At 47.9% G+C, this 22,092-nt stretch carries 26 protein-coding genes, 2 tRNA genes and 1 pseudogene; 24 read left to right on the top strand and 5 right to left on the bottom strand.

Annotated elements, in window-relative coordinates:
* The first annotated feature begins 102 nt into the window (after positions 1 to 102).
* The 13 genes from FHW89_RS12240 (at position 103) to FHW89_RS12180 (ending at position 10,357) form a co-directional block, all read left to right on the top strand.
* Positions 103 to 381: a DUF4134 domain-containing protein gene (locus FHW89_RS12240; protein ID WP_216650556.1), complete on the top strand. Its 279-nt coding sequence runs from the start codon at positions 103 to 105 to the stop codon at positions 379 to 381.
* On the top strand, positions 378 to 734 hold the full coding sequence (locus FHW89_RS12235) for a DUF4133 domain-containing protein (RefSeq protein ID WP_172335311.1): 357 nt from the start codon (positions 378 to 380) through the stop codon (positions 732 to 734). The genes FHW89_RS12240 and FHW89_RS12235 overlap by 4 nt, the downstream gene beginning before the upstream one ends.
* A complete protein-coding gene (locus FHW89_RS12230; protein WP_172335310.1) occupies positions 697 to 3,171 on the top strand; it encodes a TraG family conjugative transposon ATPase in 2,475 nt (824 codons plus the stop codon). The genes FHW89_RS12235 and FHW89_RS12230 overlap by 38 nt, the downstream gene beginning before the upstream one ends.
* Entirely contained in the window at positions 3,168 to 3,548 is a 381-nt protein-coding gene (locus FHW89_RS12225) for a hypothetical protein (RefSeq protein ID WP_172335309.1), read from the top strand. The genes FHW89_RS12230 and FHW89_RS12225 overlap by 4 nt, the downstream gene beginning before the upstream one ends.
* Positions 3,549 to 3,629: 81 nt before the next feature.
* Positions 3,630 to 4,310 (top strand): conjugal transfer protein TraI, encoded by a 681-nt coding sequence (locus FHW89_RS12220; RefSeq protein WP_172335308.1) that lies wholly within the window; start codon positions 3,630 to 3,632, stop codon positions 4,308 to 4,310.
* Positions 4,297 to 4,974 carry a hypothetical protein gene (locus tag FHW89_RS12215; RefSeq protein WP_172335307.1) on the top strand — a complete coding sequence of 226 codons (678 nt, stop codon included), beginning with the start codon at positions 4,297 to 4,299 and terminating at the stop codon, positions 4,972 to 4,974. Before FHW89_RS12220 ends, FHW89_RS12215 begins: the two co-directional genes overlap by 14 nt.
* A complete protein-coding gene (locus FHW89_RS12210) occupies positions 4,961 to 5,626 on the top strand; it encodes a TerB family tellurite resistance protein (RefSeq protein WP_172335306.1) in 666 nt (221 codons plus the stop codon). The genes FHW89_RS12215 and FHW89_RS12210 overlap by 14 nt, the downstream gene beginning before the upstream one ends.
* A complete protein-coding gene (traJ, locus tag FHW89_RS12205; RefSeq protein ID WP_172335305.1) occupies positions 5,623 to 6,837 on the top strand; it encodes a conjugative transposon protein TraJ in 1,215 nt (404 codons plus the stop codon). Before FHW89_RS12210 ends, traJ begins: the two co-directional genes overlap by 4 nt.
* A 10-nt stretch (positions 6,838 to 6,847) precedes the next feature.
* Positions 6,848 to 7,474: a conjugative transposon protein TraK gene (traK, locus tag FHW89_RS12200; RefSeq protein ID WP_172335304.1), complete on the top strand. Its 627-nt coding sequence runs from the start codon at positions 6,848 to 6,850 to the stop codon at positions 7,472 to 7,474.
* Positions 7,471 to 7,692, top strand: coding sequence for a hypothetical protein (locus tag FHW89_RS12195; RefSeq protein ID WP_216650557.1), 222 nt, complete (start codon positions 7,471 to 7,473; stop codon positions 7,690 to 7,692). Before traK ends, FHW89_RS12195 begins: the two co-directional genes overlap by 4 nt.
* 26 nt (positions 7,693 to 7,718) lie before the next feature.
* Positions 7,719 to 8,777, top strand: a complete 1,059-nt coding sequence (gene traM / locus FHW89_RS12190; RefSeq protein ID WP_172335303.1) for a conjugative transposon protein TraM — start codon at positions 7,719 to 7,721, stop codon at positions 8,775 to 8,777.
* 2 nt (positions 8,778 to 8,779) lie between these two features.
* Entirely contained in the window at positions 8,780 to 10,054 is a 1,275-nt protein-coding gene (locus FHW89_RS12185) for a hypothetical protein (RefSeq protein ID WP_253952221.1), read from the top strand.
* 123 nt (positions 10,055 to 10,177) lie between these two features.
* A complete protein-coding gene (locus FHW89_RS12180) occupies positions 10,178 to 10,357 on the top strand; it encodes a histone H1 (RefSeq protein ID WP_172335302.1) in 180 nt (59 codons plus the stop codon).
* Positions 10,358 to 10,422: 65 nt separating this feature from the next.
* Here the strand turns inward: FHW89_RS12180 and FHW89_RS12175 are convergent, their stop codons facing one another.
* Positions 10,423 to 10,872, bottom strand: a complete 450-nt coding sequence (locus tag FHW89_RS12175; RefSeq protein WP_172335301.1) for a hypothetical protein — start codon at positions 10,870 to 10,872, stop codon at positions 10,423 to 10,425.
* Positions 10,873 to 10,980: 108 nt separating this feature from the next.
* Here FHW89_RS12175 and FHW89_RS12170 point away from each other — a divergent pair, with 108 nt between their 5' ends.
* From FHW89_RS12170 to FHW89_RS28840, 9 genes and pseudogenes are all read left to right on the top strand, one after another.
* On the top strand, positions 10,981 to 11,574 hold the full coding sequence (locus tag FHW89_RS12170) for a UPF0758 domain-containing protein (RefSeq protein WP_172335300.1): 594 nt from the start codon (positions 10,981 to 10,983) through the stop codon (positions 11,572 to 11,574).
* Positions 11,571 to 12,026 (top strand): hypothetical protein, encoded by a 456-nt coding sequence (locus FHW89_RS12165; RefSeq protein ID WP_172335299.1) that lies wholly within the window; start codon positions 11,571 to 11,573, stop codon positions 12,024 to 12,026. Before FHW89_RS12170 ends, FHW89_RS12165 begins: the two co-directional genes overlap by 4 nt.
* Positions 12,027 to 12,360: 334 nt before the next feature.
* On the top strand, positions 12,361 to 12,885 hold the full coding sequence (locus FHW89_RS12160; protein WP_172335298.1) for a hypothetical protein: 525 nt from the start codon (positions 12,361 to 12,363) through the stop codon (positions 12,883 to 12,885).
* Between the two features lie 73 nt (positions 12,886 to 12,958).
* Positions 12,959 to 13,084 carry a hypothetical protein gene (locus FHW89_RS28970; RefSeq protein ID WP_256367784.1) on the top strand — a complete coding sequence of 42 codons (126 nt, stop codon included), beginning with the start codon at positions 12,959 to 12,961 and terminating at the stop codon, positions 13,082 to 13,084.
* Between the two features lie 3 nt (positions 13,085 to 13,087).
* Entirely contained in the window at positions 13,088 to 13,255 is a 168-nt protein-coding gene (locus FHW89_RS12155; protein WP_172335297.1) for a hypothetical protein, read from the top strand.
* A gap of 4 nt (positions 13,256 to 13,259) precedes the next feature.
* Entirely contained in the window at positions 13,260 to 14,039 is a 780-nt protein-coding gene (locus tag FHW89_RS12150; protein WP_172335296.1) for a DUF3560 domain-containing protein, read from the top strand.
* A gap of 309 nt (positions 14,040 to 14,348) precedes the next feature.
* Entirely contained in the window at positions 14,349 to 14,894 is a 546-nt protein-coding gene (locus FHW89_RS12145) for a hypothetical protein (protein ID WP_172335295.1), read from the top strand.
* Between the two features lie 196 nt (positions 14,895 to 15,090).
* Positions 15,091 to 15,243 (top strand): hypothetical protein, encoded by a 153-nt coding sequence (locus FHW89_RS12140; protein WP_172335294.1) that lies wholly within the window; start codon positions 15,091 to 15,093, stop codon positions 15,241 to 15,243.
* Between the two features lie 3 nt (positions 15,244 to 15,246).
* Positions 15,247 to 16,245: pseudogene (locus FHW89_RS28840) on the top strand (recombinase family protein); the annotation flags it as partial.
* A gap of 538 nt (positions 16,246 to 16,783) precedes the next feature.
* Here the strand turns inward: FHW89_RS28840 and FHW89_RS12130 are convergent.
* From FHW89_RS12130 to FHW89_RS12120, 3 genes are all read right to left on the bottom strand, one after another.
* A tRNA-Leu gene (locus FHW89_RS12130) sits at positions 16,784 to 16,868 on the bottom strand.
* A gap of 51 nt (positions 16,869 to 16,919) precedes the next feature.
* Positions 16,920 to 16,992 (bottom strand) — tRNA-Gly (locus tag FHW89_RS12125).
* 68 nt (positions 16,993 to 17,060) lie between these two features.
* Positions 17,061 to 17,543, bottom strand: a complete 483-nt coding sequence (locus tag FHW89_RS12120) for a regulatory protein RecX (RefSeq protein WP_172335293.1) — start codon at positions 17,541 to 17,543, stop codon at positions 17,061 to 17,063.
* A 59-nt stretch (positions 17,544 to 17,602) separates the two neighbouring features.
* On the opposite strand from FHW89_RS12120, the gene FHW89_RS12115 reads away from it, so the two are divergent.
* Together FHW89_RS12115 and FHW89_RS12110 are read left to right on the top strand one after the other, a co-directional pair.
* On the top strand, positions 17,603 to 20,065 hold the full coding sequence (locus FHW89_RS12115; protein WP_172335292.1) for a bifunctional UDP-N-acetylmuramoyl-tripeptide:D-alanyl-D-alanine ligase/alanine racemase: 2,463 nt from the start codon (positions 17,603 to 17,605) through the stop codon (positions 20,063 to 20,065).
* 106 nt (positions 20,066 to 20,171) lie between these two features.
* The gene (locus FHW89_RS12110) at positions 20,172 to 20,768 is read left to right on the top strand and encodes a DUF502 domain-containing protein (protein WP_172335291.1); all 597 of its coding nucleotides are present in this window, start codon (positions 20,172 to 20,174) and stop codon (positions 20,766 to 20,768) included.
* A gap of 10 nt (positions 20,769 to 20,778) precedes the next feature.
* Here FHW89_RS12110 and FHW89_RS12105 read toward each other — a convergent pair whose 3' ends face one another.
* The gene (locus FHW89_RS12105) at positions 20,779 to 22,053 is read right to left on the bottom strand and encodes a TCR/Tet family MFS transporter (protein WP_172335290.1); all 1,275 of its coding nucleotides are present in this window, start codon (positions 22,051 to 22,053) and stop codon (positions 20,779 to 20,781) included.
* Positions 22,054 to 22,092: the final 39 nt, after the last annotated feature.

Genomic DNA, 22,092 nt, shown 5'->3' with positions numbered 1-22,092 from the left:
AAGTTATTATGCAAAAGGCTATCTCTATGGTGGCGAAGCCGGATTAAGGCTTACCGGGAGCTACCTGCAGAAAAGAAACGTATAGCCTTTACCAAAGTATTAATGCTCATGGCCGGGCTGCTGACGATCAGTTACGGTTTTGCCCAGGATGGCAATGCCGGTATTACCTCAGCGACGACGCAGGTCAAAAGTTATTTTGACTCGGGCTGTAACCTGATGTACGCCATCGGGGCCGTGGTCGGTATCATCGGCGCGATCAGGGTCTTTAATAAATGGAATGCCGGTGAACCAGACACCAATAAAGTGGCGGCCGCCTGGTTTGGCTCCTGCGTGTTCCTGGTGGTCGTGGCTACGGTACTCAAATCTTTCTTTGGCTTATGAGTAGCTACCGGATCCACAAAGGGGTATCCAGGCCTATAGTTTTCCAGGGGCTGAAAGCGCAATACATCGCTTACCTGGCGGTCGGGCTGGTTCTTTTACTCATAGGTTTCGCCGCCGGATATATCTGTGGTCTGCGCTTGCGGGTCATCCTGCCGCTGATACTGGCTTTGGGTACCGCTTTGTTTGTCTGCGTATTCCGGCTCAGTCGCCGGTTCGGGGAACATGGGCTGTCCAAATACCTCGCGAAAAAGCGATTGCCCGGTTTTATTGCCTGCCGTTCGAGAAAACTATTCCTTCATCTAAAAACACGTCCTTATGAAAATCAACCTGGAGAAAATACTGCCGCTGACTAAAGTGGAAAGCGGGGCGATACTGTCAGCCCAGGGCGATATTACGATCGCCTATGAGGTCAGCCTGCCGGAAATTTTCACTTTATCCGACCGGGATTATGAAGCTTATCACCAGGCCTGGGTAAAAGCGATCCGCTTATTGCCGGCAGGGTGCGTATTGCATAAACAGGATTGGTGGCTGGAAAACGGGTTTAAAGCCGATTTTGAAAAAGCCGGAAAAGGTTTCCTGTCACGCGCCAGTGAACGTTTTTTTAACGAACGCGAATACCTGCAGCATCATTGCTATGTCTTTCTGACGCAAAAGCCCAAAGACCGTAAACTCAGTTCTTCGGCCTATAGCAATATGCTGCGTAAAAGTATCGTGCCGCGGCAAACGGTTGATCCGGTACTGTTCCCGGATTTTTTGGACCGTGCCGGGCAATTCGAGCGGGTATTGGCGGACAGCGGCTACCTGAAGTTGCTGCGTTTACCGGACGAGGAATTAGCCGGTACGCGGGAGCGGGCCGGGGTCATTGAACGTTATCTGATGCTGCAGGGCAGCGATGAACGGCCTTGCTTGCAGGATATCCATATCAGGGATGACATTCGGGTAGGCCGGAACCGCTGCGAACTGTATACCTTGTCCGATGTGGAGGACTTGCCGCCGCTGTGCGGAAGCCGTATTAATTATGATCAATATAGCACTGACCGCAGCAAATTCGGTATCGGCTTCGCTTCGCCCTTAGGGAGTTTATTACCTTGTAATCATATCCTCAACCAGTATATTTTCGTTGAAGACGGCCGGAAAACGATCAAACGCCTGGAGGCAAAAAAGTTGCGCCTGCAGTCCTTATCCGCTTATAGCCGTGAAAACGCCATAGCCCGGGACGCGGTCAATGATTTCCTGAACGAGGCCATTGCTGAACAGCGCTTACCCGTCAAGGCCCATGTCAATGTATTGGCCTGGTCGGATGATGAGGCCAAAGTACGCGATCTCAAAAATCGGATCGGTTCGGCCATGGCGCAGCTGGATGCAACGGTCAAACAGGAAACCGATGGCGCGGCACAGATCTGGTTTGCCGGTATGCCGGGTAACGAAGCGGATTTTCCGATGAATGATACTTTTGACACGTTTATCGAGCAGGCCGCCTGTTTCTTTAACCTCGAAACCAATTACCGGGACAGCCTTTCACCCTTTGGTATACGGCTGGGTGACCGTTTGACGGGTAAGCCGGTGCATGTGGATATTTCGGACGAGCCGATGAAGCTCGGTATAACCACGAACAGATCAAAGTTTATTTTGGGCCCCAGCGGCTCCGGAAAATCTTTTTTTACGAACCATTTGCTCCGTTCTTATCATGAACAGGGCGCCCATGTTGTGGTCATGGACATTGGCCACAGTTATCAGGGTTTATGCGAACTGGCGGGCGGTTTCTACTTTACCTATACGGAGAACGACCCGATCAGGTTTAATCCTTTTTATTTGGCCGAGGGTGATGTGCGCGATACCGAAAAAAAGGAAAGTATCAAAACCTTGCTGCTGGCGCTTTGGAAAAAGGATGATGAGCCTTATACACGCTCGGAATATGTCGCCATCTCCAATGCGCTGACGGGCTATGATGAACACCTTGACCGCTATCCGGATGTGTTTCCCTGTTTCAATACTTTTTATGAGTATCTGATGGAGCATTATTTGCAGGTACTGGAAGATGGTAAGGTGAAAGAAAAGGATTTTGATGTGGCGAATTTTCTGTATGTGCTGAACCCCTATTACCGCGGTGGTGAATTCGACTATTTGCTGAACGCCACCGAAAATCTGGATCTGCTGCACCAGCGCTTTATCGTTTTCGAGATAGACGCGGTAAAAGACCATCCCGTTCTTTTCCCGGTCGTCACCCTGGTCATCATGGAGATGATCATTTCCAAAATGCGCAAGTTGCCGGGTATGCGCAAGGTCGTGCTGATTGAAGAATGCTGGAAAGCTATCGCCAAGGAAGGCATGGCGGAATATATCCGGTATTTGTATAAAACGATGCGCAAGTTTTATGGGGAACCTATTACCGTAACACAGGAAGGAGAAGATATTATTTCTTCGCCTATTGTCAAGCAGGCGATCATCAATAACAGCGACTGCAAGATACTGCTCGACCAATCGAAGTACCAGAACAAGTTTGATGCGATACAGGAACTCCTGGGCCTCACCGAAAAGGAAAAGGTGCAGATCCTTTCCATGAACCGGGCCAATGATCCTACGCGCAGGTACAAGGAGGTATTTATCTCCCTGGGCGGCCAATACAGTAAAGTTTACCGCACGGAGGTCAGCCTGAGTGAATACCTGGCTTATACGACCGAGGAGAGCGAAAAAATAAAGGTCCGGGCTTACGCGAAAAAATACGGTAGCATTCAAAAAGGTATCGCGATGCTGGCCATGGAATTAACCCATAAAAACAAAGCAACATGAGGAGACACATCACCAGGTTTACCATGCTGTGCGGCATGTCTTTCCTGGCTGCCTGCCAAGGTGGAACCGCTGAAGCACAATCCTTTATTGACGGGATGTACCTGAACCACGCGCGAGGCATATATGCCATTGCCGATGATACGCTGATTTTTACCCATACCCTGGATAAGTACTATATCATTACCCGTCATACGGGCTATCAGCGCATCCGCGATGGCAAGCTGCTGCCGAAAATGCACAAGCTGGAACGGGTTGAAGGGGATTTTGACAGGCAAAGCAACCTGCTCCGGGAAACCACGGCGGGCCGCGTTTTTCGTTTTGATCCCGATAAAGGCATACTGATACTGAAACAGGCAGTTTACCGGAAACTTAACTAACAAAATTATTCACCACATACCAAAGTGTCGCATCCTGCGGCGCTAAAGGAGGCTATTGTGTTCAAACAAATTATCAAAATCATGAAAACCTATATGGTCATTTTGCCGCTATCGTCGGCTACTATACTGGTTTCCCTGCCCGAAGGAGCTGATGCGCAGTTTGTGGTCGGCTCGGTCATATCCTCGACGGTGGGCAGGGTGATCCGGGCCGTTGACCTGGAAGTGCAGCGGCTGCAGAACCAGACGATCTGGCTGCAAAATGCGCAAAAGGCGCTGGAAAACCAGCTTTCTAAATGGAAGCTAAACGAAATATCCGACTGGTCACAAAAACAGCAAGCGCTCTTTGACGGCTATTACCGGGAACTGTTGACGGTAAAGTCCGTCATCGCCTATTATGGACGGATCAGGGAGATGACGACGAAACAGGCGGCGCTGATCAGCGAATATGAACACGCCTGGGGCTTATTGAAAGCGGATCCGCATTTCTCAGCGGATGAACGGCAGTACATGCAAAAGGTGCATTCCGGGATTTTGCAGGAGAGTGTCAAAAACCTGGATGAGATCATGGTCGTCATCAATTCCTTTAAAACGCAGATGACCGACGCGAAACGCCTGGAACTGATCGATAAGGCGGCCGACCGGGTCGATACGAATTGCAGCGATCTGAAAGCTTTTAATAAACAGAACGCTTTGCTCAGCGTCCAGCGGGCCAAAGATGAAAACGAGGTGCTCACTTTAAAGACATATTATGGTTTGGAATGAGGGGAAAGGTGAAAGGCAAAAGCGGAAAGGTTTTTGGATTACTTGTTTGGGTGCCTGTTTCTTCACGCTTGGCGCGGTGTGCGCTCATGCGCAAACATTCGCTGAATGGTTTAGCCAAAAGAAAACACAGATCAGGTACCTGAAGCAGCAGATAGCCGCGCTGCAGCAATACGGTGGTATTGTTAAACAAGGTTACCGGATCGCGCAAGACGGCTGGGATGGTATTGGTCATGGGGTAAAAGGGGAGTTTGACCTGCATTCGGCATATTACAACTCCCTGAAAACGGTTAATCCGGCCATCAAAAACGATCCGAAAGCAGATAGTATTGTCACCCTTGCTGAGCTTATTCCGAGACAATTTGACCATCTGAACGGTTTATCGGGTTCGGATGCGGATACCAAAAGTTATATCGGTAGGGTCAAAACGGCGGTACTTACGGAAACCGACAAAGACCTGTCTGAATGGCAATTCGTAATGACCGATGGTCAAGCACAGTTAACCGATGATGAGCGCATCAAACGGTTGGATGGTATTGATGAGCGCATCCGGGAAAAACTGGTGTTCAGTACCTCATTCTGTAATGCCGTACGGATGTTCATCATTCAGCATCATAATTCATTAAACGATTTAGAAATAGTAAGGAGGCTTTATGGAATTAATTAAGTTTTTTATTCGCTCCCCCTTTAGGGGGCTGGGGGGCCTCTGCTTTTTGCTGTGCGCCTTCAGTTTTCCGCCTGCAAAAGCGCAAATCTCTACCGGGCAGGATATGCAGCAGTTGCTGTATGATATCGAAAAACTGACGCAGTTCAAAGCGATACTGTCGGACATGCAGCGGGGTTATACGATCCTGACGCAGGGCTATGAACAGGTCAAAACTATGGCGCAGGGTAATTTTAATTTGCACTCATTGTTTTTGAATGGCCTGATGCAGGTCAACCCTGAAGTGGCGAAATACGCGCGGGTGGCGGATATTATCGCGGATGAGGCGGACATCTTGTCGGAATATAAAAGCGCTTTCCGCGGGTTTCAGACCAGCGGCGGTTTTAATGCCGGTGAACTGGATTACCTGGCACGGGTGTATGCGCAACTGACCGGCGCGGCGCTCAACGATGTCAACGAACTGATCAATGTGATCACCGCCTCCAAATTACGGATGAGCGATGATGAGCGCCTGTCGGCGATCGACCGGATCTATGCTTCCGGTAATGATAAACGGAATTTCCTGCGGGACTTTAACCGGCGTACGCATATCCTGCTTTTGCAAAGGCAACGGGAACAGAACGAAGTCAATAACCTAAAATCCCTGTACCCATGAATAATCAATTCAAGAAAATAGGCAATAGCTCACCCTTTAGAGGGCTGGGGGGCTTCGTGTTGTTGTTACTGCCCTCTTTATGTTCTGCCCAGGATATGACTTCCAGCCTGAAAGGGATGCAGCCGGTATTGAATAAGGTCTATGACCAGATGATACCGCTTTGCAGCAATTTGATCGATGCAGGCAGGGGTATCGCGGGTTTCGCCGCGTTGTGGTATATCACATCCCGGGTGTGGCGGCATATCGCGCGGGCCGAGCCTGTTGATTTTTATCCGCTGTTGCGGCCCTTCGCGCTGGGCATGGCCATACTGCTGTTCCCGGCGGTCATCGCGCTGATGAATGGTGTGATGCAACCCGTCATTACAGCAACAAACGCGATGGTAGCCCATTCGGATAACAGCATTACGCTGCTGCTGAAGCAAAAGGAAGAGGCGATCAAACACAGTTCCACTTACCAGATGTATGTCGGCGATGAGGGCAGTGGGGACCGGGACAAATGGTACAAGTACACGCATCCTGATGATCCGAACGACCAGAACGAGGGGACTTTTTCATCCCTGGGGAATGACCTGAAATTTTGGATGGACAAACAAGCTTACAATTTTAAGAACAATATCAAGGAATGGATGAGCGAGGTATTGCAGGTGCTGTACGCGGCGGCGATCCTGTGTATCCAGGTGATCCGGACGTTCTACCTGATCGTACTGGCCATACTGGGGCCCCTGGTGTTCGGCTTCGCGGTGTTTGATGGTTTGCAGCATACGCTGACGCAATGGATCGCCCGCTATGTCAATATCTTTTTATGGCTGCCGATCGCGAATATTTTCGGCTCGATCATCGGGCAGGTGCAGCAGGAAATGATCAGGCTGGATATTTCGCAGATCCAAAGCAGCGGGGATACTTTTTTCAGCCAGACGGATTTGGCTTACCTGATCTTTTTGTGTATCGGGATCGTGGGTTATTTCTCGGTGCCGGGTGTGGCCAATTATGTGATCCATGCGCACGGCGGCAATGGGCTGCTGAACCAGGTAACGCGCATTACGCAGCGTGTGGTTAATACGACCATCAGCGCGGGGTATTCCGGTGCGGCGGTTTTGGGCGAACGTTCGGAGCAGGCACGCGGCAATATCCGTTATGCGCCTTCAGATTTTATGGAGGGTTACCGCGGTACGGGAAGTGATTATCAGCAAAAGAAATTGGAAGGGAAATAAAGGAGGGCTTATGTTCAAACATTTCAAAAATATAGACACTGCTTTTAAGCACATTAAGCGGTTCAGCTATTTGTTCCTGGCCGGCTGCGTGGTGCTGAGTGGGTTTATCGACTACCGCTGCTTCAAGCTGGCGGAACGGGCGCAGGACCGGGTGCATATCCTGTACAATGGGAAGGTGTTGCCGGCTTTCGCGTCGGATCGGAAGACGAATTTGCCGGTGGAGTTAAGGGATCATATCAAGACGTTTCATACGGACTTTTTTACGCTGGTGCCGGATGATAAGCAGATCACGGCGACGATCAATAAGGCTTTGTACCTGGCGGACGGAACGGCGAAAACAGCCTATGATAACTTGCGGGAGGCGGGTTATTACAATAACCTGGTCTCGGGGAATATCAACCAGCAGGTAATGGTGGATAGTATCGCGCTGGATATGGATAATTATCCTTATGGCTTTACCTGTTTCGCGACGGAGAAGCTGGTCAGGGCGACGAGTACGGCGGTAAGACGTTTGGTGACGAAGGGTAAGGTCAGCGACCTGCAAACGGAAACGGATAATAACCCGCACGGCTTTCTGATCCAGGGATGGCAGATCCTGCAAAATGAGGATGAAACGCGGAAAGGGAACCGGCCATGAGGTTGTTTAAGAAATGGCAGAAAGATCGAGGCGAACCAGTGGTTTGGTTGGTTGGGTTTTGTTCGGGCATTGAACGCAAAAAGCGTAAAGCAGCAGCTTTTTTAAGCCGCAATACGCAGTACTGGAACCGCACATCCTGGACCGTAGCGCTAGTATTGTTCATTTTGCTGTTCGGCGGTTGCTGCCTGTTGCTGATCTGGAAGGGATTTATTCATTGAGGACATATTAGTAAAGGAGGTTTTAAATGACAACACCAGAAAAAAGAAAATTAGTGATGCTCTTGGTTATGCCGGTATTCGTGCTTTTGTTTTCCGCTTTGGGCTTTTATGCTTTGGGCGGGGGAAGAGGGGTAGGGACGAGTAGCCACCAGGGTTTGAATACCCATTTGCCGGGTGCGCAATTGGGTAAAGCGGAGGCGGAGGATAAGCTGGGCTTGCTGGAAAAGGCCGCGAAGGACAGCGCTTCGGCGAGGTCACATTCCGCTGCGGGGGCTTTTGCTGCTTTAGGCTGGGATACGGCGAGGTTTAGTAAGGTTCAGTCAGGTTCAGCTGCGGCCAATGAGGTGAAGATCAGGGAAAGGCTGGCAGCCATTAATCAGGAGATCAATACACCAGCTGAACCTGCCGTTAAGTCGCCTTTGCGTGTTCCAGCCGACAACAGTCAAAGTGAGCAATTAGCCCATTTGGAAAAATTGCTGAAAGAGAAACAAAGTGAGGCGGCTGCGCCAGACCCGCAGATGAACCAATTGAGCACGATGCTGGATAAGATCAGGGAGATCCAGAACCCGGCTTTGGTACAGGAAAGGTTGAAGAAAGAAGGCGTTTATGTTCGGCCGGATAGTGCCTTTAAAGCGATACCGGCGGTGATCGATGGCAACCAGAAGGTACTGACGGGTGGCGTGGTGCGCTTGCGGTTGACGGATAGTGCATGGGTGGGGGGTATGTTGTTTGGCGCAGGGCAAGTGCTGGCGGGTTCCTGTACGGTGGTGAACCAGCGGCTCATGCTGGAAATCCGGAATATCCGTTTGGGGACTTCCATTGTGCCGGTGAACCTGACGGTGTTTTCACTGGACGGGATGCCGGGCATCGCGGCACCGGAGGCGGAAATCGGCGAAGCGGCAGGGCAGGGGACGACGGGCGCGGTGGACAATATGCAGTTCCTGTCGGCGGACTACTCGCTGGGCACCCAGGCAGCGACGGCGGGTATCTCGGCGGCGAAAAGCCTGCTGGGCAAAAAAGCGAAGCGTATCAAGGTAAAATTGCATGGCGGGCAGCAGGTGCTATTGCGCAGGAATAAGTCTTAGCTATGCAACTGGAAACGAGTCATGCCGGCGACATCATCGCGATGCTGGAGGAGGCACAGGATGTGGGTTATACTTATACGGTCTTTGTTTCCTGGCTGGATATGGTGGAACTGCAGCCGCAGCATTTTTTGTTTTTCGATACGCTGGGCTTTGCGCGGGAGCACCTGGAAGCGAAAGCCGCCAACTATCAGCCCCCGGGGCCGGGTCAGGGGTATAGCATCACGCTCCGGCCGGTCGAACAATTATTGGAAGAAATTAAACAAGCAAATTCATTTACAAACGAAAAAGCGATGAATTATAACAATCTGGAGAACTTAAAAGAGGAACTTTCCAAACTGGGTTTTGGAAAGAAGGTACAGGAAGACATGCAAAAGCAGATGGAAAAAGGCATGGCCGATTTTACCCTGCACGACCGGGTACAAGGCAATAAAGGACAGGTCGATCTTTTGCTGTATTTCCGGCAGTCAGGACAGTCCGAGAATTATTACCTGAATAAGTTTGATGTGCGCTTGCTGAACGGCAAGCCATTGGCGGAGGGCGAAAAGTATATGGTGGTTGATCCGGAAAAGAAACAGGAAGGCAAACCGGTGGTCAAATCCTTTGACCTGGCATCGGAGGCGATAAATTATTTCAAGACGGAGCATAACGATGCGCAACTGGCGGTGGGTAAAGATTGGGGGAATAAGACCGAACTGGCCCGGATGGAAAAAGGCAGTGTAAATTATATACACAAGGATTTTAACCGGACCTATAAGAACCCGGAGGTTAGCCAGACGTTTTTCGTAGAACGCGGTAAAGGCTTTACAGCGGAGCAGGCGGTCAACCTGATCCAGGGCCGCGCGGTGTTCCGTGACGACCTGATCAAGCTGGGTGGCGAACCCTATATGGCCTGGAACAAGCTGGATATGGATAGTCAGAAGGACAGATACCAGAACTTCCAGATGCTGCAATACCATGTGCCGACCTTTGGCTTTGATCTGAAAGAGACGCTGGGGAAATTTAACATCAAAGAGCTGGCTGATGAAAAGAAGATGGAGTCGTTAGTCAGGTCGTTTGAACAGGGTAACCGCCCGCTGGTAACGGTCATCAAAGATGGACAGGAGCGCCAATTGTTTGCGGAAATCCAGCCGCGTTACCGCCAGCTCAATTTCTTCCGCGAGGATGGCAGGCCGGAAAAACGCGAACAGTTCCTGAAGGAGCCGGAAAAAGAAAATAAACAGGAGGTCAGCAAGGATAAGGCGCAGGCCAAAGGCCAGGAGCAAGGTATGGCCATTTAGGTAGCTTTTTTATATTTGCCGGCTTATTTATTGAAATATCTATTAACTATATATCATTCATTAAATTTATGGTATGGAAACCGCCAAAGACGGCTTCTGTACCATAAAAAACAAATTAAAATCATGGAAAAATTAGCAGAATTGAAAGCCCTGGTGGAAACCGCTGAAAAAGAAGGCGCGGCTTTCTACGAAAAGAATAACAAAGCCGCGGGAACCCGTTTCCGCAATGTTTTGCAACAGATCAAGGTAGTAGCGACGGATATGCGTAAGGATGTGACCGAAAAGAAAAACGCGACGAAATAAATATCCATTCACGCTTAATTTGATTTGTGGAAAGCCCTGTCAGGCAACTGGCGGGGCTTTATCATTCAATATTCCCCGGGCTCGTTGCTGGGTGTATTAACCGGCCCGAAGCTATCTGGATCAAAAACTTCCAGCTTTTGCTTGTTCACGGTTACTTGCAAACGACCTTCGCTAATATCTTCCCAACCCAATTCGAAACAATAATAGCGCAGGCTATTCTCTGAGGGCTCGGCGCTTGTATAAAACATCCGGTTAAAGCCCTTTCGGTAAAGCGGTTCAAAATCAACGATCCATTGTTCCCGGTCACCTACGGCCTTTTTTAATAAAGCATAATTGCGTTTGATCGCCCTGATCACGGCTTTGTGCGCATCTTCATGCCCGGTTTCCGTTTCCTGCTTCAGCCGCTTGCGCGTGGCCCTTGCCCGGCAGATGTCATCACAGTATAGCTTATCGGTACGACCGTAGCTCATCACTTTACCGCAGTCCAGACAACGTTTTTGTTCTTGGTTTAACATGATTGTCAGATACTTAATGTTTATTAAACGAACGCCGTTCGGCTATAAATGATTGCATTCCGGCTAATTTTTTTTGTGTGGGTAGTTTTGGGTAAAGGAGAAACAACGATGGATATCGAAATTTTAGCGGAAGAAAAATTCTCATATAAGGACCGGCATTACAAAATTTCCATGAACCGGGCGGTCAACAAACGGCTGTACTTACGGCTGGCCTACACCGAGAACCGGACGGGAGAATGGACAACACATATCATGCAGGTTTTCCAGGGTAATATCGAAAACTTTATCCAGTGTCTGAATTCGGTCTTCCGTACGGCGGCTTTCCGGGCGGAACTGGAAGCCCAGGCCGGCCCGTTTGCACCGCCGGAAAACGTCAGGGGTATCAAAAGCTGGGTGCCGGAAGAACGGCCGCGGGAGAAGCTGATGGCGCAGGGCAGGGAGGCCATGAGTGACGGGGAACTGCTGGCGATGTTGATTGGCGCCGGACTGCCGGGCGTGACGGCGGTAGATCTGGCGAAAAAGGTATTGGGGATAGCGGGTAATGATCTGAAACGGTTGGCGGCCTTACAGGCGGAAGACCTGATGGCGATCCGGGGCATTGGACACGCGCGGACGCTATCGGTCATATCGGCGATGGAGCTAGCGGTCAGGCTGGCCGCGCGGGAGCAGCCGGTGCAATTCTTAAAACTGGTTAGTCCATGAATGTCTTCGATCAACTGCGATCCGGCCTCCTCACCTGGCGGCGGATAGGGCATGGTCTTTGGCCGATCCGCGACTGGCCGGACAGTGTGATCAAAAATTATGTTTCGATCTTGGGCGCACGGTGCGGGGATTGCCCTGCGCAACCAGCGATATTTCGTGTTGCTAACGGCCGTGATCTGTTGGTATTGATCCGCTATGTCCTTAACCTTTTGCGGCGCACTGATGAATGCGATGCTGATGATCCGGTTGTTTTAATGGAAACGATCCTCTTTGCGCTCATTGGCCTGGTTTACCCGGAGGAACCCGGCGAACGGACTATCGAAGGTCTATTAATGGATTTCCAGGCCAGCGGTTCCAGCCGCTCCGTTCCACTGCACCGCTTCACCGCTTTTTGGGAAACAGCGCTGCCGCGCTTATTTCCGCTATTGGTCAGGCTTTTTCAGCTTCCCTGATTTTCCCCCACTGGCTTTTTCGCATGCAAATTTCTGAACGGCGTTCAGCCCGGACAAGACCGGACCCTCCGGGTTTGCGAAAAAAAATCTTCCCTGGCCGCGGGGCGGCCGAGGTATTTTTTTCCGCAAAGTCTTGCCGGCTCTGCCCGCCGTGTTCAGGTCAGGGCGCTTACAAAAAGCCAGCGAGGCGTATGCCGAGCGGTTAATGGATAAGCAAAACAGTTATGGACATGCGGAAAAAAAGAGGACCTCCGGGTTGGACGGACGATAGAGACCGACGCCCCTCGCAAGGGTTTGAAATGGAATGAAGTAGTAAACATTTAAAAATTAAGTCATGGAAACTAAAGAAGTAAAAAACGGAGCTGAAACAGTTAACGTAAATACCAACACAGGTGTGGATAAGATGCGCCCAAGCATACCTGCAAAAGACGGCAAAAATGAACCCGCTAAAAATCAACCCACAGCCCAAGACCAACAACTGGCCTCTCCCGCGCAAGCGGTAGCATCAAGTGCCGGGCCGGGCAAAAAGGAACTTAAGGACGAACGTAAAGCCCAAAACGTACGTGGTTTGGATGATACCGTGAAACTGGTAGAAACGTTGGGCAAGAAGATTAGCCAAAAGAACAAGTTGACCAATACCATCAGCAATTTGGACAGCTTTATCGTTGCGCAAAATGATGATAAGGAAGACGTGGCAGGGGATAGCAAATTCCCACGATGCGAACTGGTAATTTCGGATGATGGCGGGGAAGAGTTTGTGACCAAGAACCCTTTTATCATCGCCCGTGTGGTGGATGTGGTGAAACAGCTTTGTATTGAAAAGCTGGCCGAGGTAGAAGCAACTATTGTTATTCCTTAATAAATGGCAATGCCCTGCGTATGAAGATACACAGGGCATTATTCAAATGGATGAACCATCAAAAACGATGACTATGTTAGAATTATTTATCGAATTAACCAACCAACTATTTTGGCATGGTTATGCACAGGAGCTGGCAAAAAATGACCCTGCAACATTTCAATTGGAACTGGCGGAATTTGTTAACCAATATCAATAAGCCATGGAAGACACCATTTTTTTGTTGGTTAAGGTGAAGATCAAACACGAGCATGTCAAGGTGCACAATGCCATCGCCGAATTGAACGAAAAGTCCCGTTGCACAATAAGGGATACCGAAAAGGTTAAGGTGATGGAAACGCAGATCATGGACTATAAACTAAAAAAGTAAAGCGATGAAACACGATTTTGAAGAACGCCGCCAAAGGCGGCTGGATAACGCACGTAACCGTGCCGCAAAAAGCCAGGCCGAATCGACACGGCTGTTTGAACGATCTGATCAAATGGCAAGCGCCATACCCATGGGGCAGCCGATTTTGGTCGGACATCATGCTGAAGGGCGCGACCGCCGCTACCGTCAAAGCATTCATGACACCATGGGTAAAAGTGTGGCCATGCAAAAAAAAGCGGAATACTATAACGATAAGGCGTACGGTATCGAAAACGATAACGCCATTTCGTCTGATGATCCGCAGGCCTTGCAAAAGTTACGGGAGAAGCTGAATAGTTTACAAGCTTTGCAAACTTTTATGAAAGCCGCCAATAAGTTGATCAGGAAAGGCGATAAGGAGGGATTTTTGAAGCTCGGGTTTGGCACGGAAAAGTTATGGGCGGAAGTAACTGCGGAAGGTCAATTTGGCGGTAAGGGGTTTCCTTCGTTTAGGATGACGAATAATGGTGCTAACATTCGCAGGATCGCTGAACGTATCAAAGGTTTAGAAAGGCAGGAGTCGAAGCCGGCAGTGGATAAAACGATCAATGGCATACGAATATTTGAGAACCGCGAGGCCAATCGTTTGCAGATCATTTTTGAAGGCAAGCCCGATGCCGAGATCAGGAAGCAGCTAAAAGGCTTTGGTTTCCGCTGGTCACCTTCGGAAAGTGCTTGGCAAAGGCATATCAGCGACCACGCTGCCTATACCGCCGAATGGATTGCAAACAAAATGCAGGGCTGATGGAAAAGCTAATCATTGGTTATGCGTTTGTATTTACGCTGAGCATCCGCAAACTGAACGGCAAAATTGATAAAGGGCATCGCATTACCGGTTTGGGCTAGGACTTTAAATTGGCTTTGTGGGACGTTTACCACACACTGAAAAAACGAAAGTCCGAAATATTGGAGATACGGGAAGTTAGGCCTTCCCGCATCGCTTTTGCATTCGATCAGGATCAGGTGTCCTTGAAACTTCGTTTAGCCGATCATCCGCCCGTTATGCCCGATAACCCCAATAAAGAATTAGAGCGATTACCAAAAAGAAATGAAGATGAAAACGATAGATCAGTTAACTAACGTCGAAAAAGCAAAGATCATTTTCGACCTGTTTAGAGACGAGATTCCTCCATTGTTAGACTATTTTGCACACATGGCGGGGAAAGTAGCCAGCGATAAAGAGGAACTAATTGAAAATTGGAACAATCCATTTATAAACTATCAGCAATGGCTAAGCCTTGCTGAGCAGGTAAGTGCAGGGATCAAACGTTACGGTAAGGGCCTGACAAAGAGCGGGAACGTATTTTCAGAGCAACTTTTTGGTGGTTACCCGGCCATTTTTAGTAACCATTGCGTGGAGCAGTACGGTTTGCGCTGTTCCAAATCTGAACGTTTCAGGCAAGCGGTGGCCTTGTTTTACCAACCGTTACAGACGGAATTAGCAAGCCAAAATCAATACTTGGTTTTGGAAGCGCATGGCGGTTTAGTTTACGCGGCCATTTGTACAGATGCAGATGGCAATAACCTCGTGTTCGATGACCGCAAGACGGCAGAAAAAGAAGCTGCAAACTGTCAGGCTGGTTTTGTCGTGGCAATCTAATCATGGACAAATAAGCCGCCCGAAACCCCGGGCGGCCTTGCGGGGCGCAAAGTGCCCTGTAGGAGTCCTTTTACGACAGACCTGTTTCCATCCTTAGTTTTTGCAATGGGTTTAACGCGCGCATCTTGCGTGCGCCCTGCGAACGGTTATGGTATTGTATCTGCAGTTTTGCGCTTTAGCGAAGGATGGAACTTATATGAAAGTTGAGAAAAGAGGAGTGACCCCGGAAATGGCGGTTAGAATTTTGGAAAAGCACGGCACAATTGTAACCTTAGAAGAAGCCAGAATAATTTTAGAATTTATGTATAAAATTGGTAAATTATCTGTAAATCAATACGTTAAAATTTAGGAAATGATGCGGATAGCGGATTTGTATATTAGGGTAAGTACCGAAGAACAAGCCGATAAAGGGTATTCACAACGAGATCAGGACGAGCGTTTGCACAAGTATTGTGAGATCAATGGAATTACGGTAAGGAAGGTAATCTACGAGGATCATTCGGCCAAAACGTTTAATCGGCCGCAATGGAACAAATATCTTACAGAAATCCGCAGGCAAAAAGGCACGGGTGTTAATCTGGTGCTCTTTACAAAATGGGACCGGTTTAGCCGTAATGCCGGGGATGCCTATCAAATGATCTCTACCCTGCTCAAATTAAGCATTGAACCACAGGCTGTTGAACAGCCGCTTGACCTCGAAATTCCTGAAAATAAAATTATGCTGGCCTTTTACCTGGCTGCCCCGGAGGTTGAAAATGATCGGCGGGCTTTGAATGTTAAACACGGCATGCGCCGGGCGAAGAAGGAGGGCAGGTATATGGGTGTTGCACCTGTTGGCTATGATAATAAGATGCGCGAAGATGGTTCGAAATATATTGCGCCTAATCCCGTTGAAGCGCCTTTTATGCAATGGATTTTTCAAACAATAGGTGATGGCGTATTTGCGCCTGATCAAATCCGCAAAATGGCCAATGCCCAGGGTTTTCCCATCAGTCGGATGAATTTCTATCGGGAGGTAAGAAACCCGGTGTACTGCGGGAAAATTGTCGTAAGCCAATTTAAAGACGAGGATGAACAATGGGTGCAAGGGTTGCATGAACCGCTCATTTCGGAAAGCTTGTTTTATAAAGTTCAAGATATACTTAATGGACGTAAGAGGGTGTTAAGGGTGCAAGCTGTGAAGGTTCACGAGGGCTTGCCCCTACAAGGCTTCCTGGAGTGTGCAACCTGTGAGCGTCAGCTAACCGGTAGCGCGTCTAAAGGTAGGAACGGCTTTTATTATTACTACCATGCACAACACGCCTATGGTTGCGGGTGCAGGTACAAAGCTGATGTACTTAACGAAGCTTTAGAGAAGGAATTAAAAAAGTTTATACCAATCGATGGCATGGCAGAGCTGTATCAGCTGGTCATAATAGATATTTATAAGGCACATAAGGGCAGCACGCGCGACGAACGCAAGGAGATTAATGAACAGATCGTTAAACTTCAAAGTAAATTAGCCAAAGCAAGGGAGATGGTTTTCGATGAAAAACTGGATGCGGAGGACTATGGAATAATGAAGAAAGATTGTGATGAAAAGATTAAAAGGCTGGAAATACAATTGATGGAGGCGAAGGTACAAAAATCGAACACTATCAGTATTGATAGAATGGTTTTAAAGGCCGTAGAGGTACTTTCTAAGCTGGAAATGCTCTATAAAGATGGCGATGTCTTGAAGAAAAGGGAGATAATTGGTTCGATATATCGAGAAAAACTGTGTTTTGACGGAACGGAATATCGAACCGGTAGATTGAATGATGTTGTTAGGCTTATCTTTCAGATTAACAAAAAGTTATGTGTAAATAAAAACGGGAAAGATCGATTGCCAAATCGTCTTTCCCGTCAAGTACTCAGAGCGGGAATCGAACCCGCACTCCGTTTACGGGAACAGGATTTTAAGTCCTGCGTGTCTACCAGTTCCACCATCTGAGCAGGTGTTAACCTTTTAAAAATAAAGCCCATCTTTTTGAAGGAAGGGCTTTGAGCGAAAGACGAGATTCGAACTCGCGACCCCGACCTTGGCAAGGTCGTGCTCTACCAACTGAGCTACTTTCGCGTTGGGAGTGCAAATATAGACAGAAAACCATATTCTGCAAATAGAAAAATTTATTTTTTTAAAGTTTTTTATAAGTCGTTGTTTTTCAAAACTTCAACTATAAGGTCGGCTTCATATCCGCGGCCCATAGCGTATTGTTGTAGTTTGTAACGGCGTTTAAACTCATTTTTTTCGGTTACCGATGTCGCTTTCTTTTCCAGCAAACGAGTCAACGAAGCCATATAATCGTCAAGATCAATAGTTAAGAGTGCCTTTTTGATAAGTACATCCGGAACACGTTTCAGTTTCAGGCCTTGTTTTATTTTGATTTTGCCCCAGGCTTTCTGGCTGAATTTACCTTTTACATAAGCTTTAGCAAAGCGGTCTTCATTCAAAAAGTTTCCTTCTATTAACCGGCTGATGGTTTGTTCAACAGCATCGGGCCAAAGGCCCCATTCATACAGCTTATCACGTACTTCCTGTTGCGAACGTTCCTGGTAGGCGCAAAAATGTTCGGCCTTGGCCAATGCTACTTCCGGGTTGCTTATCTTGATCTTTTTGGGCTCGTCCATTAATGTCAAAATTCGTTAAAAATTCTGCTATTGTTAGATAATATACTCAAATTCGTGGCATGCATAATAATCAATACACCATCACTGAGGTAAAGGTCATCATTAACGCCGAAGGTAATATTGTAAATGACAGTGTTATAAGTACCCTGCTTACCGATAGCCGCAGGATCAATAACGCGGCCGAAGGATTGTTTTTTGCATTGAGTGCCCGCCGCAACGGTCATGAATTTGTGGCCGAAGCTTATGCCGCTGGTGTGCGTAATTTTGTGGTTAAACATGGGCCCGAATTTAACCTGCCCGGGGCCAATTTTTTACGGGTTGATGATCCGCTGACTGCTTTACAGGCGCTGGCTGCTGCTCATAGGTGTCAGTTTAAGTTACAGGTAATAGGCATAACCGGGAGTAATGGCAAAACCATTGTAAAAGAGTGGCTGTACCAATTACTTACCGCCGATAAAAATATTGTACGTAATCCTAAAAGTTACAACTCACAAATTGGCGTGCCACTATCGGTATGGCAAATCAACGGTCGTAACGATCTGGGGATTTTTGAGGCGGGTATTTCCACGGTAAACGAGATGGAAAAACTCTGGGCCATGATCAGGCCACAGATAGGTGTGTTGACACATATTGGTTCGGCCCATGACGAGGGGTTTACCAACAGGCGCCAAAAAGTACTGGAGAAGCTGTTGCTGTTTAAAAAGAGCAAGCAGTTGATCTATCATTACGATGATCTGCTGGATTATCAGAAGGATATCCCGGTAAAAAATACTTTTACCTGGAGCCGCAAGTTCAAGGTGGCCGATCTGTATGTTTTCAGCGAAACCGTGATCTCCAAAAAGTATTACCTGAGGGCCTATTATCAAAAAAAAGAAATTGAATGCCTCATCCCGTTTTCAGATCAGGCTTCGGTAGAAAATGCCATTACCTGCTGGGCCGTTATGCTGGCCATGGGCTATAGTCCGGCCGAGGCTGATAGGCGCATTGAACGCCTTAACCCGGTAAGTATGCGCCTGGAGCTGAAAAACGGCATCAATAATTGTTCGGTTATTGACGATACCTATAACTCCGATCTGCAATCGCTGGAGATAGCGCTCAATTTCCTGGGGCAGCAAAACCAGCATCAGAAAAAAACACTTATCCTGTCGGATATTTTGCAATCGGGCTTGCAGCAGGATGTGCTGTACTGCCAGGTGGCCACGCTCATCGGTACCCAAAAAATAGATAGGTTTATTGGCGTTGGCCCGGCGCTAATGAACAACCAAACCTGCTTTGCACTGCCCGAACAGCATTTTTTTGCTGATACTACTGCATTGGTACAACAGCTCAAGGCGCTTAATTTTAAAGAAGAGACTATCCTTATCAAAGGTTCGCGTAGCTTTGAGTTTGAGCGTATCAGCAGTGCCCTTACGCAAAAGGCGCATGAAACCATCATGGAGATCAACCTGAATACGCTGTTGGGTAACCTCAATTTTTACCGCTCCAAATTAAAGCCGGGTGTAAAAGTGATGGCCATGGTCAAAGCGTTTTCGTACGGCAGCGGCACTTTTGAGGTGGCCAATATGCTGCAATACAACAAAGCCGACTACCTGGCCGTGGCTTATATTGACGAAGGCGTGGCCCTGCGTCAGGCAGGTATTAATCTGCCGTTGGTGGTACTTAATCCGGAGGCATCTGCATTTGATAAACTGGCCGAGCATAAACTGCAGCCCGTGATTTATAGTTTTGGTCTGCTGGATGATTTTGTATCCTATAGCCGTGATCACGGTCTGTCTGGCTATCCGGTACACCTGAAGATCGATACGGGCATGCACCGCCTGGGTTTTGAGGGCTTTGAGATAGATATGCTGTGCGATATGTTGGAGCAAAACCGGTATATCCGGGTCGAATCGGTATTTTCGCACCTGGTAGCCAGTGAGGCGCCGCAACATGATGAATTTAGCAAAACGCAGATCAAACGTTTTGAAAAGGCTTTTAAAGAGATCGAGAAAACATTGGGTTATAAGGTGATCAAACATATCTGCAATACCTCGGGCATTATCCGTTTCCCAGGTGCACACTATGATATGGTGCGATTGGGCATAGGCTTGTACGGTATAGATTCGTCGGTACAGGCTTCGGAGCAGGCTCTGCAGCCTGTTGCCCGCTTAAAAACCAGTGTGGCCCAGGTGAAAAAAATACCAGCAGGAGATACGATTAGTTATGGTCGCAGTGGAAGCTTGCCAAAAGATGGCAAAATAGCCACTGTACGTATTGGCTATGCCGATGGTTACTTACGCGCTTTTGGTAATGGCATTGGTAAAATGCTGGTAAAAGGTACGCTGGTGCCTACTGTTGGTAACATTACCATGGATATGTGTATGCTGGATGTAAGCGGCCTGGATGTAAGCGAAGGCGATGAGGTGATCATTTTTGATGATAAGCACCGCATTGAAGAACTGGCCAAACAAATAGGCACTATTCCGTACGAAATATTAACTAATGTTTCACAACGGGTAAAAAGAGTGTATTTTTATGAATAGAGTATCAAGTAGATAGTATCAAGTATCAAGATATCTTGCTTCTTCAATGTCAAAAGGAAAAAGTCGTGATACTTGATACTATCTACTTGATACTAAAAAAATAGATATGAACAGATTAGCGGGTGCGTTATTAAGGTATTTTGTAAAAGGGTTATTGGTAGTAGTACCTATAGGCGCCGCATTCTTTTTGATTTACTGGGCGGTGTCAACCATTGATAAAGCGCTGAATCTGAGTGATGTGTTGTGGGTTGATAAGGAGGGTAAGCACGTGTACATTCCCGGTTTGGGTATCCTGAACGTGGTGGTAGTGATCCTGATAGCAGGCATATTGGTAACCAATGTGATCACCGATCCTATAAAGCGATGGTTTAACCGCTGGCTTAACCGGTTGCCGCTTATCAAATTCCTGTATTCATCTATTAAAGATCTGACCGAAGCCATTGTAGGGGAGGAGAAGAAGTTTAACGAACCTGTTATTGTGGAGGTGAATGAATTTGGGTTAAAAAAAATAGGCTTCATTGTGCAAAAGGACCTGGAGACACTTGGTTTACCTGGCGAAGTTGCCGTTTACTTTCCATATTCTTACTCCTTTGCCGGGCAGGTGGTGATCATATCGGCCTCCAAAGTAAAACACCTCGACAAAAACGCTGCCGACATGATGAAATTCGTTATCTCAGGCGGAGTAAGCGGTTTGGATCATTAAGCTGAAAACCTTAGGCATTCGACTCTAAACTTTTTTCAAGGTTTTCTGCTTTCGGCTTTAAGCCTTGGGCTCTTTTAAAGCTTCTGATGGCTAAAAATGTGCTGATCAGCATTAGTAAAGCGCCCAGGATATAAGGCGCCCCCGGAAAATAGGTGGCTGTATTGCGATGGGTGAACAGGTGGAAAACCGAGCTCATTAATAAGGGGCCAATGATAACAGCCACACTGGTTAAACTGGTTAAGGAGCCCTGCAATTCGCCCTGTTCTTTGGGCGATACGGTACCGGTGATCAATCCCTGCAATGCCGGGCCGGATATGCCACCCAGGCAATAAGGTATCATATACAAATACATGAGCCAACCATGATTGGCAAAAGCTATCAGTGTTAAACCAAGCGTATAAAAAAGCAGGCCTGCCACAATGTTTTTTTCCTGCCCGAATTTAGGGATGGTATAGCGAATCAATCCGCCTTGTATGGCCACCAGCACTACGCCTATAAAAATACCCAGCGTTCCGATATTGGGCAGTGTCCAGTTAAATTTTTCGATCAGGAAAAAGGATAACACATATTCAACAGCTTTTTGGGCTACATATACCAGTGAAAATGATGCCACCAGACCAATAAGTGCCGGATATTTACCAAGGTTGCGTAAAGAACTGATAGGGTTTGATTTTTTCCACTCAAATCTTCTTCGATTTTTGACGGCCAATGACTCGGGCAGCACAAAATAGCCGTAAGCCGCGTTGATAAGCGCGAAAGCGGCTGCTGCCATAAAAGGGAATTTTACATTGAGCTCTCCCAGGTAAGCACCAAGCCCTATCCCGATGATAAAGCCCAGGCCTGATGCCGCACCCACCAGCCCGAAGTTGGCCGCCCGGTTTTTGCCGGTACTGATGTCGGCTATATAAGCGGTTGCGGTGGAGTTGCTGGCACCCGTGATACCCGCGATGGTACGCCCCACAAAAAGCCAGCCTATGGTAGGTGCAAAAGCCATAAAAATATAATCGATGCCAAAACCAAGTAGCGAGCTTAGCAGCACTGGTCGCCGGCCATACCTGTCGCTCAGGTTACCCAGTACCGATGAAAACAGGAATTGCATGGAAGCGTAGGTGAACGTTAAATAGCCATTGTACTGGGTAGCGGTACTTACGTCAATATGGCCCAATGTTTCCAGTAATTTGGGCATTACCGGTATAATGATCCCCAGACCAAGCACGTCTACAAATAAGGTAACAAATATAAATCCCAGCGCGGCCGAGTGCTTTTTTTTAGGTTTGTCGGTCATTAAAAGTATAAAGCATTAAAAGGGGGTAAAAGTTTTTGC

This window comes from Mucilaginibacter sp. SG564 (assembly GCF_013149275.1).
GTDB lineage: Bacteria > Bacteroidota > Bacteroidia > Sphingobacteriales > Sphingobacteriaceae > Mucilaginibacter.
The sequence above is the reverse complement of the archived record's forward strand: the minus strand, read 5'-3'. Positions and strand labels throughout refer to the sequence as shown.

Excerpts from the sequence above, each read along its gene's own strand:
- FHW89_RS12110 (WP_172335291.1), top strand. The coding sequence starts at position 20,172 with ATGAACAGATTAGCGGGTGCGTTATTAAGGTATTTTGTAAAAGGGTTA.
- FHW89_RS12140 (WP_172335294.1), top strand. The coding sequence starts at position 15,091 with ATGAAAGTTGAGAAAAGAGGAGTGACCCCGGAAATGGCGGTTAGAATT.
- FHW89_RS12105 (WP_172335290.1), bottom strand. The coding sequence starts at position 22,053 with ATGACCGACAAACCTAAAAAAAAGCACTCGGCCGCGCTGGGATTTATA.
- FHW89_RS12165 (WP_172335299.1), top strand. The coding sequence starts at position 11,571 with ATGAATGTCTTCGATCAACTGCGATCCGGCCTCCTCACCTGGCGGCGG.
- FHW89_RS12175 (WP_172335301.1), bottom strand. The coding sequence starts at position 10,872 with ATGTTAAACCAAGAACAAAAACGTTGTCTGGACTGCGGTAAAGTGATG.
- FHW89_RS12180 (WP_172335302.1), top strand. The coding sequence starts at position 10,178 with ATGGAAAAATTAGCAGAATTGAAAGCCCTGGTGGAAACCGCTGAAAAA.
- FHW89_RS12150 (WP_172335296.1), top strand. The coding sequence starts at position 13,260 with ATGAAACACGATTTTGAAGAACGCCGCCAAAGGCGGCTGGATAACGCA.
- FHW89_RS12120 (WP_172335293.1), bottom strand. The coding sequence starts at position 17,543 with ATGGACGAGCCCAAAAAGATCAAGATAAGCAACCCGGAAGTAGCATTG.
- FHW89_RS12195 (WP_216650557.1), top strand. The coding sequence starts at position 7,471 with ATGAGGTTGTTTAAGAAATGGCAGAAAGATCGAGGCGAACCAGTGGTT.
- FHW89_RS12230 (WP_172335310.1), top strand. The coding sequence starts at position 697 with ATGAAAATCAACCTGGAGAAAATACTGCCGCTGACTAAAGTGGAAAGC.
- FHW89_RS12225 (WP_172335309.1), top strand. The coding sequence starts at position 3,168 with ATGAGGAGACACATCACCAGGTTTACCATGCTGTGCGGCATGTCTTTC.
- FHW89_RS12145 (WP_172335295.1), top strand. The coding sequence starts at position 14,349 with ATGAAAACGATAGATCAGTTAACTAACGTCGAAAAAGCAAAGATCATT.
- FHW89_RS12170 (WP_172335300.1), top strand. The coding sequence starts at position 10,981 with ATGGATATCGAAATTTTAGCGGAAGAAAAATTCTCATATAAGGACCGG.
- traJ (WP_172335305.1), top strand. The coding sequence starts at position 5,623 with ATGAATAATCAATTCAAGAAAATAGGCAATAGCTCACCCTTTAGAGGG.
- FHW89_RS12160 (WP_172335298.1), top strand. The coding sequence starts at position 12,361 with ATGGAAACTAAAGAAGTAAAAAACGGAGCTGAAACAGTTAACGTAAAT.
- FHW89_RS12155 (WP_172335297.1), top strand. The coding sequence starts at position 13,088 with ATGGAAGACACCATTTTTTTGTTGGTTAAGGTGAAGATCAAACACGAG.
- FHW89_RS28970 (WP_256367784.1), top strand. The coding sequence starts at position 12,959 with ATGTTAGAATTATTTATCGAATTAACCAACCAACTATTTTGGCATGGT.
- FHW89_RS12185 (WP_253952221.1), top strand. The coding sequence starts at position 8,780 with ATGCAACTGGAAACGAGTCATGCCGGCGACATCATCGCGATGCTGGAG.
- FHW89_RS12215 (WP_172335307.1), top strand. The coding sequence starts at position 4,297 with ATGGTTTGGAATGAGGGGAAAGGTGAAAGGCAAAAGCGGAAAGGTTTT.
- FHW89_RS12220 (WP_172335308.1), top strand. The coding sequence starts at position 3,630 with ATGAAAACCTATATGGTCATTTTGCCGCTATCGTCGGCTACTATACTG.
- traM (WP_172335303.1), top strand. The coding sequence starts at position 7,719 with ATGACAACACCAGAAAAAAGAAAATTAGTGATGCTCTTGGTTATGCCG.
- FHW89_RS12115 (WP_172335292.1), top strand. The coding sequence starts at position 17,603 with ATGCATAATAATCAATACACCATCACTGAGGTAAAGGTCATCATTAAC.
- FHW89_RS12240 (WP_216650556.1), top strand. The coding sequence starts at position 103 with ATGCTCATGGCCGGGCTGCTGACGATCAGTTACGGTTTTGCCCAGGAT.
- traK (WP_172335304.1), top strand. The coding sequence starts at position 6,848 with ATGTTCAAACATTTCAAAAATATAGACACTGCTTTTAAGCACATTAAG.
- FHW89_RS12210 (WP_172335306.1), top strand. The coding sequence starts at position 4,961 with ATGGAATTAATTAAGTTTTTTATTCGCTCCCCCTTTAGGGGGCTGGGG.
- FHW89_RS12235 (WP_172335311.1), top strand. The coding sequence starts at position 378 with ATGAGTAGCTACCGGATCCACAAAGGGGTATCCAGGCCTATAGTTTTC.